Source organism: Streptomyces sp. NL15-2K, from assembly GCF_030551255.1.
Taxonomy (GTDB): Bacteria; Actinomycetota; Actinomycetes; order Streptomycetales; family Streptomycetaceae; genus Streptomyces.
Genome location: NZ_CP130630.1, coordinates 9917566 through 9933623, shown reverse-complemented (window position 1 = coordinate 9933623; position 16058 = coordinate 9917566). Strand labels below are relative to the sequence as shown.

Here is a 16058-nt window from a genome sequence, read left to right as displayed (position 1 = left end):
GGGTCAGCCGGTGACGGCCGGGATCACCTGCGCCCCGTACGCGTCGATGACGGCTTCCTGGGCGTCGTGCATGTCGTAGACGGCGAACTGGTCGACGCCCAGCTCACGCAGGGCGTTCAGCTTCTCGATGTGCTTCTCGACCGGCCCGATCAAGCAGAACCGGTCGACGATCTCGTCCGGCACGAACTGGGTGTCCGGGTTGTCGGCGCGTCCGTGGTGGGAGTAGTCGTAGCCCTCGCGGGCCTTGATGTAGTCGGTGAGTTCGTCGGGTACGGCGGCGGAGTGCTCGCCGTACTTCGACACCAGGTCGGCCACGTGGTTGCCGACCATCCCGCCGAACCAACGGCACTGGTCACGCGCGTGGGCGAGCGCCTCGGGCGAGTCGTCCGCGGTGACGTACGCGGGGGCGGCGACGCAGATCTTCACCTCGGAGGGGTCACGGCCGGCGGCGACAGCCGCGTCCTTGACCGCCTTCACCATGTACTCGGTCAGGTAGAGGTCGGCGAGCTGGAGGATGAACCCGTCGGCCTCCTCGCCGGTCATCTTCAGCGCCTTGGGGCCGTACGCCGCCATCCATACGGGGAGTTCGGCGCCCGCCTTGATCCACGGGAACTTGATCACCGTACCGCCGAGGTCGGCCTCGTCACCGCGCCCGAGCGCGCGAATGACCTTCATGGCCTCGCTGATGCGGGCCAGCGTGTTCGGCTTGCGGCCCGCGACCCGCATCGCGGAGTCGCCGCGGCCGATGCCGCAGACCGTGCGGTTGCCGAACATGTCGTTGAGGGTGGCGAAGGTGGAGGCGGTGACCTCCCAGGTGCGGGTGCCCGGGTTGGTGACCATCGGGCCGACCTTCAGCTTGGACGTGTTCGACAGGATCTGGCTGTAGATCACGAACGGCTCCTGCCAGAGCACGGCGGAGTCGAAGGTCCAGCCGTAGGTGAAGCCGTTGCGCTCGGCGCGCTTCATCAGGCTGATGACCCGCGAGGCCGGCGGGTCGGTCTGCAGGACGAGTCCGAAGTCCATGGGCGCCACTCCTAGTTCAGGTACTGACAGGTGGAGCGGGGGGTGTACGTGCCGTGTCCGGCGTGCCCGGTGTACTCCCGCTCGGTGATCACGAGTTCGCCGCGCGAGAGGACGGTCTCGACGCGGCCGGTGAGGCGCTTGCCCTCGTACGCCGAGTAGTCGACGTTCATGTGGTGCGTCTCGGCGGAGACGGTCTGCTCGGCGTCCGGGGCGTAGATGACGACGTCCGCGTCGGCGCCGGGGGCGATGGTGCCCTTCTTCGGGTACATGCCGAACATCCGGGCCGGGGTGGCGCAGGCGATCTCGATCCAGCGGCGGCGGGAGATGTGCCCGTCGACGACGGCCTGGTGGAGCAGGTCCATGCGGTTCTCGACGCCCGGAAGGCCGTTGGGGATCTTGGAGAAGTCGCCCCGGCCGAGCTCCTTCTGGCCCACGAAGCAGAAGGGGCAGTGGTCGGTGGAGACGACCTGGAGGTCGTTGGTGCGCAGGCCCCTCCAGAGGTGGGCCTGGTGCTCCTTCGGCCTGAGCGGCGTCGAGCACACGTACTTGGAGCCCTCGAAGTCCGGCTCGGCGAGGTTGTCCGTCGACAGGAAGAGGTACTGCGGGCAGGTCTCCCCGAAGACGTTCAGCCCCTCGTCGCGTGCCTTGGCCAGCTCGGCGACTGCCTCCATCGCCGAGACGTGCACGACGTACAGGGGCGCTCCGGCGACCTGCGCGAGCTTGATGGCGCGGTGGGTGGCCTCGGCCTCCAGCAGGGCCTTGCGCACCTCCCCGTGATAGCGGGGATCGGTCTCGCCCCGGGCCAGCGCCTGCTCGACCAGGACGTCGATCGCGATGCCGTTCTCGGCGTGCATCATGATCAGGCCGCCGTTCTCGGCGGAGCGCTGCATGGCGCGCAGGATCTGGCCGTCGTCGCTGTAGAAGACGCCCGGGTAGGCCATGAACTGCTTGAAGGAGGTCACGCCCTCCCCCACCAGCAGGTCCATCTCCTTGAGCGTCTCCTGGTTCACGTCGGAGACGATCATGTGGAAGGCGTAGTCGATCGCGCAGTTGCCCTCCGCCTTGGCGTGCCAGGTGTCCAGGCCCTCGCGCAGGGTGTGGCCGACGCTCTGCACGGCGAAGTCGACGATGGTCGTCGTGCCGCCCCAGGCGGCGGCCCGGGTGCCGGTCTCGAAGGTGTCGGAGGCGAAGGTGCCGCCGAACGGCAGCTCCATGTGGGTGTGGGCGTCGACCCCGCCCGGGATGACGTACTTCCCGGTGGCGTCTATGGTCCGCTCGGCCGTCCAGGCCTCGGCGGCCGGGGTGCCGCTCGCCGCGAGGGCGGCGATACGGCCGTCCTCGATCAGGACGTCGGCGTGCATCTCGTCGGACGCGGTGATGACGAGACCACCACGGATGACGGTACGGCTGCTCATACTCCCTCTCCTACCGTGGTCAACACTGGTGTCGTGCAGGTCGGTCCGTGCCGCCGGTCCGGCCCCCCGTGCGCCGGACCGGCGGCGTTCCGGTCGGCTACGGAGCGGTCAGCGGGTCGTACGCCTCGGGACGGCGGTCCCGGTAGAACTGCCAGCGGTCCCGGACCTCGCGCAGCTTGGCCAGGTCCAGGTCGCGGACGACCAGTTCGGTCTCCTTGTCGGAGGCCACCTCGCCCACGAACTGGGCTTCGGGGTCGACGAAATACGACGTCCCGTAGAAGTCGTTGTCGCCGTACTCCTCGACGCCCACCCGGTTGATCGCGCCGACGAAGTACTCGTTGGCGACGGCCGCGGCCGGCTGCTCCAGCTGCCACAGGTAGCCGGACAGGCCGCGCGAGGTGGCCGAGGGGTTGAAGACGATCTCGGCGCCCTCCAGGCCCAGCGCCCGCCAGCCCTCCGGGAAGTGCCGGTCGTAGCAGATGTAGACGCCGATCCTCCCGACGGCCGTGTCGAAGATCGGCCAGCCCAGGTTGCCCGGGCGGAAGTAGAACTTCTCCCAGAAGCCGGGCACCTGCGGGATGTGGTGCTTGCGGTACTTGCCGAGGTAGGAGCCGTCCGCGTCGATCACGGCGGCCGTGTTGTAGAGGACGCCGGGCTGCTCCTCCTCGTACATCGGCAGGATCAGGACGAGGCCCAGTTCCTTGGCGAGCGCCTGGAACCGTTTGACGATGGGGCCGTCCGGGACCTGCTCGGCGTACTCGTAGAACGCCTTGTCCTGGACCTGGCAGAAGTAGGGCCCGTAGAACAGCTCCTGGAAGCACAGCACCTGAGCACCTTGCGCGGCCGCGTCGCGGGCCGCCTGCTCGTGTACCTGGATCATCGATTCCTTGTCGCCGGTCCAGGCGGTCTGGAAGAGGGCGGCACGGATCACTCTGCTCATCGGGACCTCCGGTCGCTCGGTGTGCGGCGAGCTTAGAAAGCTCCGAAGGCCGGTTTGAGTTGCACGGTGTCACGTCTGCGGGCCTGCGGCGTGCCACGGTGTCACTCTGTCGTGGGCCCATGTTTCACCGCCGTTTTCCCTGGTCGTCGCATGTTTCAGCCCTGTTGCGCGTCGTGCGCGAGGAGCGCGATGTGCACCGAGGCGGCCTGCTCGAAGTCGTCGAGGTCGACGCCGAGCCGGCCCTGTATCGCTTCCAGCCGGCGGTAGAGCGCGGGCCGGGAGACGTGGTGGAGTTGCGCGGTGCGGGACTTGTTGCGGCCGGTGGCGAGATAGGTCCGCAGGACGGCGAGCAGGTCCTCGCCGGCCACGCACAACAGCCCGTCCAGCTCCCGCTCCGCGAAGGACTGCACGTGCGGGTCGTCGCGCAGCAACCGGATCAGGCCGCGCAGGTGGACGTCCTTGAGGCGTACGACGGCCGGCAGGTCGAGGACGGCCGAGGAGTCGGCCACGGCGTCGGCGACGTGCTTGGCCTCGCGCAGTCCGGCGGGGACGTCGTCCCAGGCGATGCGGGGATCGGCGGCGGCCACCACCGTCCGGGCGGCCTCCGAGCGCACCCGGGCCGCGAAGTTCGCCACGAGCACCGAGGCGTCCTGGTCCCGGGCCAGGCTCAGCAGCACGGCGGTGGCGCCGTCGGTGAGCTCGGCGACGATCCCGGACAGCCCCACCAGGCGCAGCACCCGCTCGAGTTGTGCCGGATCGCCGTCGCGGATGACCAGCGGGACGAAGGTGCGCCGGTTGACCGGCAGTCCGGCCGCCCGCGCCCGGGGCAGCAGCTGCCGCGCCGGTACGACCCCGCTGACCAGGTCGGTCAGCAGGCTCTGCGCGGACTGCTCCTCCCAGGTGTGCGCGGAGTTGCCGCCGAGCATGCGGTGCAGGACGAGCGCCTCGGCGGCCCGGTCGGCGAGCAGCCGCCCGGTGGCGGTGTCGCCCCGGTAGCCGCACAGCACGATCCGGCCCCACCGCTCCCCGCGTCCGGTCAGCTCGGCTCGGATCCAGCCGTCGCCCTCGCTGCCGCCGGCCTGGCGGGCGATGCGTTCCCAGTCGCGCAGCACGTCGTCGACGGCCGGCCGCTCCCCCGCCGTGGCTAGGACGCGGTGGGCGAGGTTGGTGACGACGACGGGGCAGGCGCTGTGCTGGGCGACCTCGTCGAGCAGACGCTGGAGCGGGGCGCCGCCGGTGATGAGTCCGGTGAGCGCGGTCCGTACGGACTCGGAGAGGCTGACGGCGGCGAACTTCCGCCGGACGAGGCGGGCCTGGACCTCCTCGGTCAGCTCGGCGAAGGGGAAGGGCCGGTGGAGGACGACCATCGGCAGCCCGCACCGCTCGGCCGCCCGGCGCATCACGTCCGGCGGGGCGGGAAACGCCCGCCCCAGGCCCAGGACGACGGCCGCCGCCTCCGCGCGGTGCAGGGACTGGATGTACTCGGCCTGCGCGCTCTCGTCGCCGGCGAGCAGCACCCCGGTGGTGAGCACCATCTCGCCGCCGCTGAGCATCACGCCCACGTCGGCGGCCTCGGCGACGTGCACCCAGCGCACGGCCCGGTCGAGCTGGCTCGCGCCGGCCACCACCTCGGGTTCCCCGGCGAGGACCCGTTCCAGTGTGAGGACCTGCCGGACCGACAGGATCGGCTCCAGGGGCTCCCAGGTCTCCAAGGTGGTGGTCATGGCGGTCTTTCCCTTGCTCGGAATGGTGCTAGTGCCCCGACAGGCAACGTTCGCCCCGTCGCGACGCCCGGCACGCTCCCCCACTGCCCTAAAGGCGTGGGAGGTGCCCCCACTCGCCGCACCGGCCGAAAGCCCAAGTACGTCCAGTACGAGGGCTTCCGGCCGGCACGCCGAGAGCACGCACCGGACGCCGCTCCTCAACGGGCAAACGTTGCCTGCCGGGGCACTAGTGGATGCTCCTCAGAGCGTCTTCGAGGATCGCGGCGCCTTCCTCGGCCTCCGCGACGGTCAGGGACAGGGGCGGGGCGAGGCGCAGGGCGCTGGTGTTGTGGCCGCCGCCCTTGCCGATGAGCAGCCCGCCCGCGCGGGCCGCTTCGAGCACGGCGGACGCGGCCTCGGGGTCGGCCTGGTCGGTCCCGGGTTTCACCAGCTCGATGCCGATCATCAGCCCGCGCCCGCGGACCTCCCGTACCTCCGGAATCTGCGCCCCGACCGCCCGCAACCGCTCGATGAGCAGTCCGCCGACGCGCCGGGCGTTGCCCTGGAGGTCGTGCTCCAGCAGGTACGTGAGGTTGGCGAGGCCCGCCGCCATGGTGATCTGGGTGCCGCCGAACGTCGAAATGCTGTTGGCGTCCAGGCAGTTCATGATCTCGCCGCGGGCGACGACTCCCCCGATGGACATCCCGTTGCCGATGCCCTTGGCGAAGGTGAGGATGTCGGGAGGGCCGTTCTGGCCGTGGGCCTGCCAGCCCCAGAAGTGGTCGCCGGTGCGGCCCCAGCCGGTCTGCACCTCGTCGGCGATCCACAGGATCCCGTATGCGTTCAGCACCTCACGGAATGCCGCATACAGTCCGTCCGGCGGTGAGGTGAAGCCGCCGACGCCCTGGACGGGCTCGGCGATCAGGGCCGCGGGCGGGCGGGTGTGGCCGAGCAGGTCCTTCAGATCGTCGACGCAGGCCGCGATGAAGTCGTCGTCGCTCAAGGTGGCGTACGGTCCGCGCGTCCGCACGCCTCCGTGGACGTACAGCGTCTGGAGCGGGGACAGCGAGGTCGGCGACCAGCCGCGGTTGCCGGTGATGCCGACCGCGCTGAAGGAGCGCCCGTGGTAGCTGTTGCGCATCGCCAGGATCGTGTTGCTGCGCCGGTACGTCGTCGCGAGCAGCAGGGCGGTGTCGTTGGCCTCGGTGCCGGAGGTGGTGAAGAAGACGCGGGCGTCCGGGATGCCGCTCAACTGGGCGACGCGTTCGGCGAGGTCGACCATCGGCCGGTTGAGGTAGAGCGTGGACGAATGGATGATCCGCCCGGCCTGCTCGCTCACCGCCTTCGTCACCTCGGGCAGTGCGTGCGCGGTCATCGTGGTGAGGATGCCGCCGAAGAAGTCGAGGTACTTGTTGCCCCCGGCGTCCCAGACGTACCGGCCCTCGCCGTGGGTGATCTCGAGCGGGTCCTCGTAGTAGAGGGCGAGCCAGTCGGGGAGGACGGCCCGGTGTCGTCCCAGCAGGTCCTTGGTCACGGCTTCACCAGTCCTTCGTACGCGTCGGGCCGTCGGTCGCGGTAGAACGCCCACAGCTGACGGACTTCGTCGATGAGGTCGAAGTCGAGGTCGCGGATGACGAGTTCCTCTTCCTTGTCGCCGGCGGTCTCCCCCACGAACTGCCCGCGCGGGTCGACGAAGTACGACGTCCCGTAGAAGTCGTTGTCGCCGTACTCCTCGACGCCCACCCGGTTGATCGCGGCGACGAAGTACTCGTTGGCGACGGCCGCCGCGGGTTGTTCCAGCCGCCAGAGGTGGGAGGAGAGTCCGCGGTGGGTGGCGGACGGGTTGTAGACCAACTGGGCGCCGTTCAGGCCGAGTTGGCGCCAGCCCTCCGGGAAGTGGCGGTCGTAGCAGATGTAGACGCCGACCTTGCCGACGGCCGTGTCGAAGACGGGCCAGCCGATGTTGCCCGGTTTGAAGTAGTACTTCTCCCAGAAGCCCTTGACCTGTGGGATGTGGTGCTTGCGGTACTTGCCGAGGACGGTGCCGTCGGCGTCGATCACGGCCGCGGTGTTGTAGTAGAAGCCCGACTGCTCGACCTCGAACACCGGGACGACGACGACCATGCCCGTCTCGCGCGCGAGCGCTTGCATACGACGCGTCGTCGGCCCGTCGGGCACCGGCTCGGCCCAGCGGTAGTGCTCCGGGTCCTGGACCTGACAGAAGTAGGGGCTGTTGAAGACTTCCTGGAAGCCGATGATCTTCGCTCCCTGGCGGGCCGCCTCGCGGGCGTGCTCCTCGTGTTTCGCCACCATGGACTCGGTGTCGCCGGTCCAGGTGGCCTGGACCAGAGCGGCACGTACGACGTTGGCCATGAGCTGCTCCTTCGACGGTGACGTCAGAGCCTCTACGCCCGTAGACGCAGGTCGTAGAGGCACGAACGTAAGCCTCCCCGGCAGGCTTGCCAAGACCATCGTCGTTAACCCGCGGAGTCGATCACGTTTCACCCTCCTGTGGGTGAAAGTCACGGGCCGGTGATGCGGGTGGATGTCGCGGGCCGGTGAGAGGAGTGGCGGGCCGGGGCCCGTCCGGCTCTCAGGCCGGGTGTCCGGCGACCCGCAGGGCGTGGACCAGGTCCCAGTGGCGCTCGTCCGAGACACCCTGGGCGGCCTCCACCAGGAGCGGGACCAGCGTCTGCGGGTCGGGATCGGCGCTGCGGGCGGCCTCCTCCGGGGTGCGGACGCGGACGTAGGCGTCGAGGAGCGCGCGGATCTCGCGGCGGCGGCCGTCGGCGGCCAGCGCGAGCACCGCCTGCCCGATCTCGACGGCGGGGCGCGCGACGCCCTGCCGCAGGATCTGCTCCCCGTCGGTGCCGCGCCCGGCCTCGACCAGCGCGTCGGCGGCGGCGACGAGCCGGTCGGCGGGCAGCGAGGCGGCCTCCCACAGCAGGGTCGCCCAGTCGGCGCCGAGTCCGGCCCGCTGCATCTCGGCGGCGAGCAGCGGGTAGCGGGCGGCGGGCCAGTACGCGATCTCGGCCAGCAGGGCGTGCGCCTCACCGCTGCGGCCCTCGCCACGCAGCCGTACCAGCCGCTCCACGGTCTCGGCGGTCTCCCGCCGGTCCGCCGTGTCCAGCGGCTCGGCCTGCGGCTCCGGCCGCGCGCCCGACTTGTCGGCCCCGGCGAACCGGGCCCCGCGGAGGGTACGGCGGGTGGCGGCGGGCGCGGTGGGCAGATCCGGCACGGCAGTCGGCGGTACGACGACGGGGGCGGCCTCCTCCTCGACCATCCCGGCAAAGCGGGCACTGCCACGGCGCCGCTTGCGCTGCTTGGAGGTGGGGGCCGGCTGGGGCGGGGCGGGCGCCTGCTCCGCCGGAGCGGGGAAGCGGGGATCCTGCTCCGGGTTGGTGGCCTGGGCGGGACCGTAGGCACCAGGTCCGCCGTGCAGACCGGTCATCCCCTCGTCGGCGGCTGTGCCAGGAGCGGACAGGCGGGCGGAGTTCTCGTGGCCGGGGTCACGCATGCCCGCGCGGGTGTCATGCGTGTCCGCGGCCCAGCCACGGGCCCGCTCCCTCTCACGCCGGGCGGTCGCCTCGGCGGCGGACCGCGCGTCGCGCTGCTGCGGTATGTCGGGGAACTCGGACTCGTACGAGGGGTCTGCGGTGCCGGTGTCGGCTCGCGCGCCGGAGGGTCCGTACCCGCCGTGCCCGCCGTACCCGCCCGCTCGCTCGCCGTACGACTCCCGTGTGTCCGTCTGCTCGGCGTACGACTCGTGCGTGCGCGGCCCCGCACCGTGCGTATCGCGCGTGTTCGGCAGCCTGTCGTACAGGTCGCGGGCGTCCGACTGCCCGCCGTACGCCTCACGCCCCTCCGACCCCACGCCATGCGACTCGCGCGTGCTCGACTGCCCGCCATACGCATCACGCGCGTCCGGTCGCCCGCCGTACCCCTCACGCCCACCCGACCCCAGGCCACGCGACTCGCCCATGCCGGCCTGCCCGCCATACGACTCGCGCCCATCCGACCCCACGCCATGCGACTCGCGCGTGCCCGACTGCCCGCCGTACGCATCACGCGTATCCGGCCGCCCGCCGTACCCCTCACGCCCACCCGACCCCAGGCCACGCGACTCGCCCATGCCGGCCTGCCCGCCATACGACTCGCGCCCATCCGACCCCACGCCATGCGACTCGCGCGTGCCCGACTGCCCGCCATACGCATCACGCGTATCCGGCCGCCCGCCGTACCCCTCACGCCCACCCGACCCCACGCCACGCGACCCGCCCACGCCGGCCTGCCCGCCATACGACTCGCGCGCGTCCGGCCGCCCACCGTACGCATCACGCCCGCCCGACCCCGCGCCATAAGAGCCGCCCCCGCGCGCCCCGGCTTCGCCCCGGCCCGCCTCGCCCCCTTCACCCCCGACGCGGAACACGGCCCCGTCCCCGGCCTGCCCGCGTCGGATCGTCTGTGCCTGGTTCTCGGTCGAGCGTCGGTCCAGTTCTGCCAGGCGGGACCGGAGTTCGGCGCAGCGGCGGGTCGCGCGTTCGTGGTCGTCGCGGGCCCAGGCGAGGTCGAGGCGGATGGCGTCGGCCGCCTCCTGGGTGGTGGCGGAGGCGAGCAGCCGGCCCAGTTCCGCCTGTCGTTCGGCGGCGTACCGCTGCTCGCGGAGCATCACGTCGAACCGGTCACCGAGGGCGTCCCGCCCGCCGGGCCGGGCGTCGTACGCGACGAGCGCGGCGGCGTGCAGGGCGCGGGCGCGTTCGACCTCCGGACCGGCGCCACCGGGGCCGTACTGCGCGGCCAGGTCCTGCAGCAGCGCCTCCACGACGTCCCAGGGCGGCACCTCACGCCCGTCGAGGCAGGCCTGCATGCCGTCCGGGTCGCGCTGCCAGAACACCCCGCACCAACCGGCACCTTGGTCCAGGCGTGCCAGCAGGCCGTCCAGGTAGTTCGCGAACTCCCGCACTTGACTGGGGAGTTGATCCAGAGTCATCGCCCAACTCCCACCAGACCGGAGCACTCCGGTCCGTAAGGCAACACCAGCCGTGTTACAGGAGCGCTACAGGAAGTTTTCCGACCGGACGCATAGTACGCCCGGCCTGCCGAAACGTGACGTGCGGCGGCCTTCGCACTTGCTTCACAACCCGACCAGCACGCACCGCCCCGCCAAGTCGTCCATCGACAGCCCGAGGGCCCGGGCCAGCGCCGCCACCGTGAAGAACGCCGGCGTCGGCGCGCGGCCCGTCTCGATTTTCCGGAGGGTCTCCGCGGAGATTCCGGCGCTCGCCGCGACGTCGGTCATGCTGCGGCCGCCGCGGGCCTCACGCAGCAGCCGGCCGAGCCGCTCGCCGCGTTCGCGCTCTTCGGGGGTGAGAGGGGTGCGCACCATGCCGTCATTGTAATACCGGTATAGTAATTGGCATGGTTGAGCTGAAGACAGACACATCGATCGACGCCATGTACGAGGCGGGCCAGGTCGTCGGCCGCGCCCTGACGGCCGTACGAAAAGCCGCTGACGTGGGCGTCTCCCTGCTGGAGCTGAACGAGGTGGCGCACGACGTGCTGCGTGAGGCGGGGGCGGGCTCGCCGTTCCTCGGCTACCGGCCCTCGTTCGCACCGACGGCCTTCCCGGCCGTCGTCTGCGCCTCCGTGAACGACGCGATCGTGCACGGCATCCCGACGCGTTACCGGCTGCGCGACGGCGACCTGGTCTCCATCGACTGCGGCGCCGAGCTGGGCGGCTGGGCGGGCGACTCGGCGATCAGCTTCGTGGTGGGCAGGGCCCGCGCGGCCGACCTGCGCCTGATCGAGACGGCCGAGCGGGCGCTCGCCGCGGGCATCGAGGCGGCGGTGGTGGGCAACCGCATCGGCGACATCGGGCACGCGATCGGCTCGGTGTGCCGCGCGGCGGGGTACGGCATCCCGGACGGCTTCGGTGGCCACGGCATCGGACGCCGTATGCACGAGGACCCGCCGGTCCCGAACGAGGGCCGGCCGGGGCGTGGCCTCCCCCTGCGGCACGGCATGGTCCTCGCCATCGAACCGATGGTCATCGGCGGCGGCACGGACGGCTACCACGCGGCGCCGGACGGCTGGACCCTGCGTACGAACGACGGCTCCCGGGCGGCGCACGCCGAGCACACCGTGGCGATCACGGAGTCGGGACCGCGCATCCTGACGGCACGCTGACCGGTCCGTACCGCTGTCGGGGCCGCGGGCGGCTCTCTGGAGGTGCCCCCGGCCACCGATCGTGCGAAGGTGTTCTACGAACGCGCGCCCCAGGTGTAACCAGGTTCCACCCGGGTTACCCGACTCCGGCACGTCGATCAGCGAGGGCGACCCTGCCCGCGCAGGGACGCCGGATGGGAACGCCATGACCAGCGGCTTCACCGGCCCAGAGGGCTACGACCCCTTCGGAGAATTCCTCGCACGCTTCTTCGGCGGACCGCGCCCCGGTCCCCGCCAGATCGACATCGGACGGCTGCTGAGCCAGCCCGCCCGGGAGCTGGTGCGGGGCGCCGCCCAGTACGCCGCCGAGCACGGCAGCCGGGATCTGGACACCCAGCACCTGTTGCGGGCCGCGCTGTCCGCCGAGCCGACCCGGAGTCTACTCAGCCGCGCCGGCGCGGATCCCGACTCACTGGCCACGGAGATCGACGAGCGCTCCGGCCCCGCCCAGCACCCGCCGGGCGAGGCACCGCCGCCGACCTCGCTGTCACTGACCCCGGCCGCCAAGCGCGCCCTGCTGGACGCGCACGACCTGGCCCGGGCGCGCGGCGCCGGGTACATCGGCCCGGAGCACGTTCTCAGCGCGCTCGCCTCGAACCCCGACTCGGCGGCCGGGCACATCCTCAACTCGGCCCGCTTCGCACCCTCCGGCCTGCCGCCCGAGGCGGCACCGGACACCACACAGGCGCGCAGCGAACGGCCGCGCACCGCGGACACACCCACCCTGGACAAGTACGGCCGCGATCTCACCGACCTGGCCCGCCAGGGCCGTATCGACCCGGTGATCGGACGGGACGAGGAGATCGAACAGACCATCGAGGTGCTCTCCCGGCGCGGCAAGAACAACCCGGTGCTCATCGGAGACGCGGGCGTCGGCAAGACGGCGATCGTCGAAGGGCTCGCCCAGCGCATCGCCGACGGTGACGTGCCGGACGTGCTCAGCGGGCGACGGGTGGTCGCCCTGGACCTCACCGGCGTGGTCGCGGGCACCCGCTACCGGGGCGACTTCGAGGAGCGGCTCAACAACATCGTGGGCGAGATCCGCGCCCACTCCGACCAACTGATCGTCTTCATCGACGAGTTGCACACCGTCGTCGGCGCCGGAGGCGGCGGCGAGGGCGGGGCCATGGACGCCGGCAACATCCTCAAGCCGGCCTTGGCACGCGGCGAGTTGCACATCGTGGGCGCGACCACGCTGGAGGAGTTCCGCCGGATCGAGAAGGACGCGGCGCTGGCCCGCCGCTTCCAGCCGATCCTGGTGCCCGAACCGTCCGTCGCGGACACGATCGAGATCCTGCGCGGGCTGAGCGACCGCTACGAGGCCCACCACCAGGTCCGTTACGCCGACGAGGCGCTGGTGGCCGCCGTCGAGATGTCCGACCGCTATCTCACCGACCGCCGTCTGCCGGACAAGGCCATCGACCTGATCGACCAGGCCGGCGCCCGGGTCCGGCTGCGCGCCCGCACCAAGGGCACGGACGTACGGACCATGGAGCGCGAGGTCGAGCAGCTGACCCGGGACAAGGACCAGGCGGTCGCGGACGAGCAGTACGAGCAGGCCACGCAGCTGCGCGACCGCATCGGCGAGTTGAAGAAGCGGATCGTCGAGGCCACCGGCGACGAGGAAGTCGACGAGGGCATGGACCTGGAGGTCACCGCCGAGGCGATCGCGGAGGTCGTCTCCCGGCAGACGGGCATCCCGGTCAGCAGCCTCACCGAGGAGGAGAAGGACCGCCTGCTCGGCCTGGAGGAGCATCTGCACGAGCGGGTCATCGGTCAGGACGAGGCGGTCCGGGTCGTCGCCGACGCGGTGCTGCGCTCCCGGGCCGGGCTCGCGAGCCCCGACCGGCCGATCGGCAGCTTCATGTTCCTCGGCCCGACCGGCGTCGGCAAGACCGAGCTGGCCCGGGCGCTCGCGGAGGCCCTGTTCAGCAGCGAGGAGCGGATGGTCCGCCTGGACATGAGCGAGTACCAGGAGCGGCACACCGTCAGCCGCCTGGTCGGCGCCCCGCCCGGATACGTCGGCCACGAGGAGGCCGGGCAGCTCACCGAGGTCGTGCGCCGGCACCCGTACTCGCTGCTTCTCCTCGACGAGGTGGAGAAGGCGCACCCGGACGTCTTCAACATCCTCCTCCAGGTCCTCGACGACGGCCGGCTGACCGACGCGCAGGGCCGGACGGTGGACTTCACCAACACGGTCATCGTGATGACCAGCAACCTGGGCTCCGAGGCGATCACCCGGCGCGGTGCCGGCATCGGCTTCGGGGCGGGCGGTGCCGACGCGGACGAGGAGGCGCGGCGCGAGCAGATCCTGCGGCCGCTGCGCGAGCACTTCCGGCCCGAGTTCCTCAACCGCGTCGACGAGATCGTCGTCTTCCGCCAGCTCACCGCCGAGCAGTTGCGGCAGATCACCAACCTGCTGCTGGAGAAGACCCGCCGTCTGCTGCACGCGCAGGGCATCTCGGTCGACTTCACCGACCCGGCCGTCGACTGGCTGGCCGAGCACGGCTACCAGCCCGAGTACGGCGCCCGGCCACTGCGCCGCACCATCCAGCGCGAGGTCGACAACCAGCTGTCCCGGCTGCTCCTGGACGGCCGGATCGAGGAGGGCGGCCGGGTGACGGTGGACGTCGAGGGCGGGCAGCTCACGTTCCGTACGGAAGATCTGCCGCCCGCCCCCGAGTTGTGACCGCACCCGGCAGCGCTACGACGCCGGATACACCACCATCGCCGAGCCGCCGCCCCGCCGTACCTTCTCGGCGGCGGCCAGCCACTTGCCGTTGGGCAGGCGTTGCACGCCCGTGGTCGCGCCGATCTCCGGGTTCTGTTTGAAGGAGTGCCCGATGGCCTCCAGTTGCTTGCGCACCTCGCTGCCGTACAGGCCGGGTTCGAGCTCGGTCTGGGCCACGTTGCGCTGGCTGGCGCGCGGCGCGGCGATCGCGTCGACCAGCGGCAGCCGCCGGTCGAGGAACCCGGTCAGCGTCTGCAGCACGGTCGTGATGATGGTCGCGCCACCGGGCGAACCCAGCGCCACCACCGGCTTGTCGTGCTGGTCGAGCACGATCGTCGGCGAGATGGACGAGCGCGGCCGCTTGCCCGGACCCGGCAGGTTCGGGTCGTGCACGGCCGGGTTGGCCGGGGCGAAGGAGAAGTCCGTCAACTCGTTGTTGAGGATGAACCCGCGGCCGGGGACCGTGATGCCGCTGCCGCCGGTCTGCTCGATGGTGAGCGTGTAGGCGACGACGTTCCCCCACTTGTCGGCCGCCGTCAGATGCGTGGTGTTCTCGCCCTCGTACGTCGTCGGGGCCGCCGTTCCGCCGGTGGAGCAGGCCGCCGGGTTGCGCGGGTCGCCGGGCGCGAGGGGGCTGGTGAGTACGGCGTCGTCCTTGATGAGGCACGCCCGCGAGTCGGCGTACTGCTGCGACAGCAGCTGTTTCGTCGGTACGTCCTCGAAGGCGGGGTCTCCGACCCAGCGCCCCCGGTCCGCGAACGCGATCCGGCTGGCCTCGATGTAGCGGTGCAGGTACTGGACCTCGCTCGCCTTGGAAAGGTCCGTGTTCTCCAGGATGTTGAGGGCCTCGCCGACGGAGGTGCCGCCGGAGGAGGAGGGCGCGATGGAGTAGACGCCGAGGCCGCGGTACGAGGTCCTGGTGGGCGCCTGGAGTTTGGCGCCGTAGGCCGCGAGGTCCTTCTCCGACAGCTCGCCGGGGCGGGCGTTCCAGCCCGAATTCGGATCCACCGGCGGGTCGTTGACGGTGTCGACGATGTCGTCGCCCAACTCGCCGTGGTAGAGGGCGCCGACGCCCTTCTCGGCCAGCTCCCGGTAGGTGCGGGCGAGGTCGGGGTTCTTGAAGGTGGAGCCGACGACGGGGAGCCCGCCGTTCGGCAGGAACAGCTCGGCGGTGTCCGGGAAGTACCGGAACCGGGTTTCGTTGGCGGCGGTCTGCGAGCGGAACGTGTCGTCGACGACGAATCCGTCCCGGGCGATCCGCTCGGCCGGCTTCAGCACGCTGCCGAGCCGCTTGCTGCCCCACTTGTCGAGCGCCGTCCGCCAGGTGGCCGGCGTGCCCGGCGTGCCGACACTGAGACCGCTGCTGACGGCGTCGGCGAAGGCGAGCGGCTTGCCGTTCTCCGTGAACAGGTTCTCGTCGGCGGTCAGCGGCGCGGTCTCGCGGCCGTCGATCGTGTGCACCTTGCGGGACTTGGCGTCGTAGTAGACGAAGTAGCCGCCTCCGCCGATGCCGGAGGAGTAGGGCTCGGTGACGCCGAGCGCGGCGGCCGTGGCGACGGCCGCGTCGACGGCGTTGCCGCCCTTCCTCAGCACCTCGATGCCGGCGGCGGAGGCGTCCGCGTCGACGCTGGCGACCGCGCCGCCGTAGCCGACGGCCAGGGGCGATTTCTCAACGGCGGAGCTTTGAGGGGTGGGTGGCGCGGCCGCTCCCACCGACACCACGGCGACCGACACCGCCAGGACCGACAGCTTCCGCGCGACAGGGCGACGCATCCGCACCTCCAGAAGAGACCGTGCGCGCAGCCTAATCCCCTCGCCATGCCCTCGTCAGGACCGCACGAACACCCGGCGCGCCCCGTGTCGAACACGGGTTTGCGTTCGCCCGCCAGTGCCCCGGCAGGCAGCGTTTGCCCGTTGAGGAGCGGCGTCCGGTGCGTGCTCTCGGCGTGCCGGCCGGAAGGCTCCGTCGATGGACCGGACGTACTTGGGCTTTCGGCCGGTGCGGCGAGTGGGGGCACCTC

Annotated in this window: 11 protein-coding genes; 2 read left to right on the top strand and 9 right to left on the bottom strand. The window is 71.5% G+C overall.

Translation table 11 applies throughout. The features are described from left to right. Positions 1-3: 3 nt before the first annotated feature. From Q4V64_RS44135 to Q4V64_RS44100, 8 genes are all read right to left on the bottom strand, one after another. Positions 4-1023, bottom strand: coding sequence for a TIGR03842 family LLM class F420-dependent oxidoreductase (locus Q4V64_RS44135; protein ID WP_124438036.1), 1020 nt, complete (start codon positions 1021-1023; stop codon positions 4-6). A gap of 11 nt (positions 1024-1034) precedes the next feature. Beyond that, positions 1035-2438 carry a dihydropyrimidinase gene (gene hydA, locus Q4V64_RS44130; protein WP_124438037.1) on the bottom strand — a complete coding sequence of 468 codons (1404 nt, stop codon included), beginning with the start codon at positions 2436-2438 and terminating at the stop codon, positions 1035-1037. Positions 2439-2535: 97 nt separating this feature from the next. Then, the gene (locus tag Q4V64_RS44125; RefSeq protein WP_124438038.1) at positions 2536-3378 is read right to left on the bottom strand and encodes a nitrilase-related carbon-nitrogen hydrolase; all 843 of its coding nucleotides are present in this window, start codon (positions 3376-3378) and stop codon (positions 2536-2538) included. Positions 3379-3533: 155 nt separating this feature from the next. Then, positions 3534-5102, bottom strand: a complete 1569-nt coding sequence (locus tag Q4V64_RS44120) for a PucR family transcriptional regulator (protein WP_124438039.1) — start codon at positions 5100-5102, stop codon at positions 3534-3536. 226 nt (positions 5103-5328) lie between these two features. Further along, a complete protein-coding gene (locus Q4V64_RS44115) occupies positions 5329-6615 on the bottom strand; it encodes an aspartate aminotransferase family protein (RefSeq protein WP_124438040.1) in 1287 nt (428 codons plus the stop codon). Further along, positions 6612-7454, bottom strand: a complete 843-nt coding sequence (locus Q4V64_RS44110) for a nitrilase-related carbon-nitrogen hydrolase (protein ID WP_124438041.1) — start codon at positions 7452-7454, stop codon at positions 6612-6614. The genes Q4V64_RS44115 and Q4V64_RS44110 overlap by 4 nt, the downstream gene beginning before the upstream one ends. Positions 7455-7674: 220 nt before the next feature. Continuing rightward, positions 7675-10071: a hypothetical protein gene (locus tag Q4V64_RS44105; protein ID WP_303714321.1), complete on the bottom strand. Its 2397-nt coding sequence runs from the start codon at positions 10069-10071 to the stop codon at positions 7675-7677. A 144-nt stretch (positions 10072-10215) separates the two neighbouring features. Continuing rightward, positions 10216-10467, bottom strand: coding sequence for a helix-turn-helix transcriptional regulator (locus tag Q4V64_RS44100; protein WP_124438043.1), 252 nt, complete (start codon positions 10465-10467; stop codon positions 10216-10218). 32 nt (positions 10468-10499) lie between these two features. Here Q4V64_RS44100 and map point away from each other — a divergent pair, with 32 nt between their 5' ends. Both map and Q4V64_RS44090 read left to right on the top strand, forming a co-directional pair. Next, positions 10500-11267: a type I methionyl aminopeptidase gene (gene map, locus Q4V64_RS44095; protein WP_124438044.1), complete on the top strand. Its 768-nt coding sequence runs from the start codon at positions 10500-10502 to the stop codon at positions 11265-11267. A gap of 184 nt (positions 11268-11451) precedes the next feature. Beyond that, positions 11452-13995, top strand: a complete 2544-nt coding sequence (locus Q4V64_RS44090; RefSeq protein ID WP_124438045.1) for an ATP-dependent Clp protease ATP-binding subunit — start codon at positions 11452-11454, stop codon at positions 13993-13995. A gap of 15 nt (positions 13996-14010) precedes the next feature. Here Q4V64_RS44090 and ggt read toward each other — a convergent pair whose 3' ends face one another. Next, positions 14011-15810 carry a gamma-glutamyltransferase gene (ggt, locus tag Q4V64_RS44085; RefSeq protein ID WP_124438046.1) on the bottom strand — a complete coding sequence of 600 codons (1800 nt, stop codon included), beginning with the start codon at positions 15808-15810 and terminating at the stop codon, positions 14011-14013. Between the last annotated feature and the right edge of the window lie 248 nt (positions 15811-16058).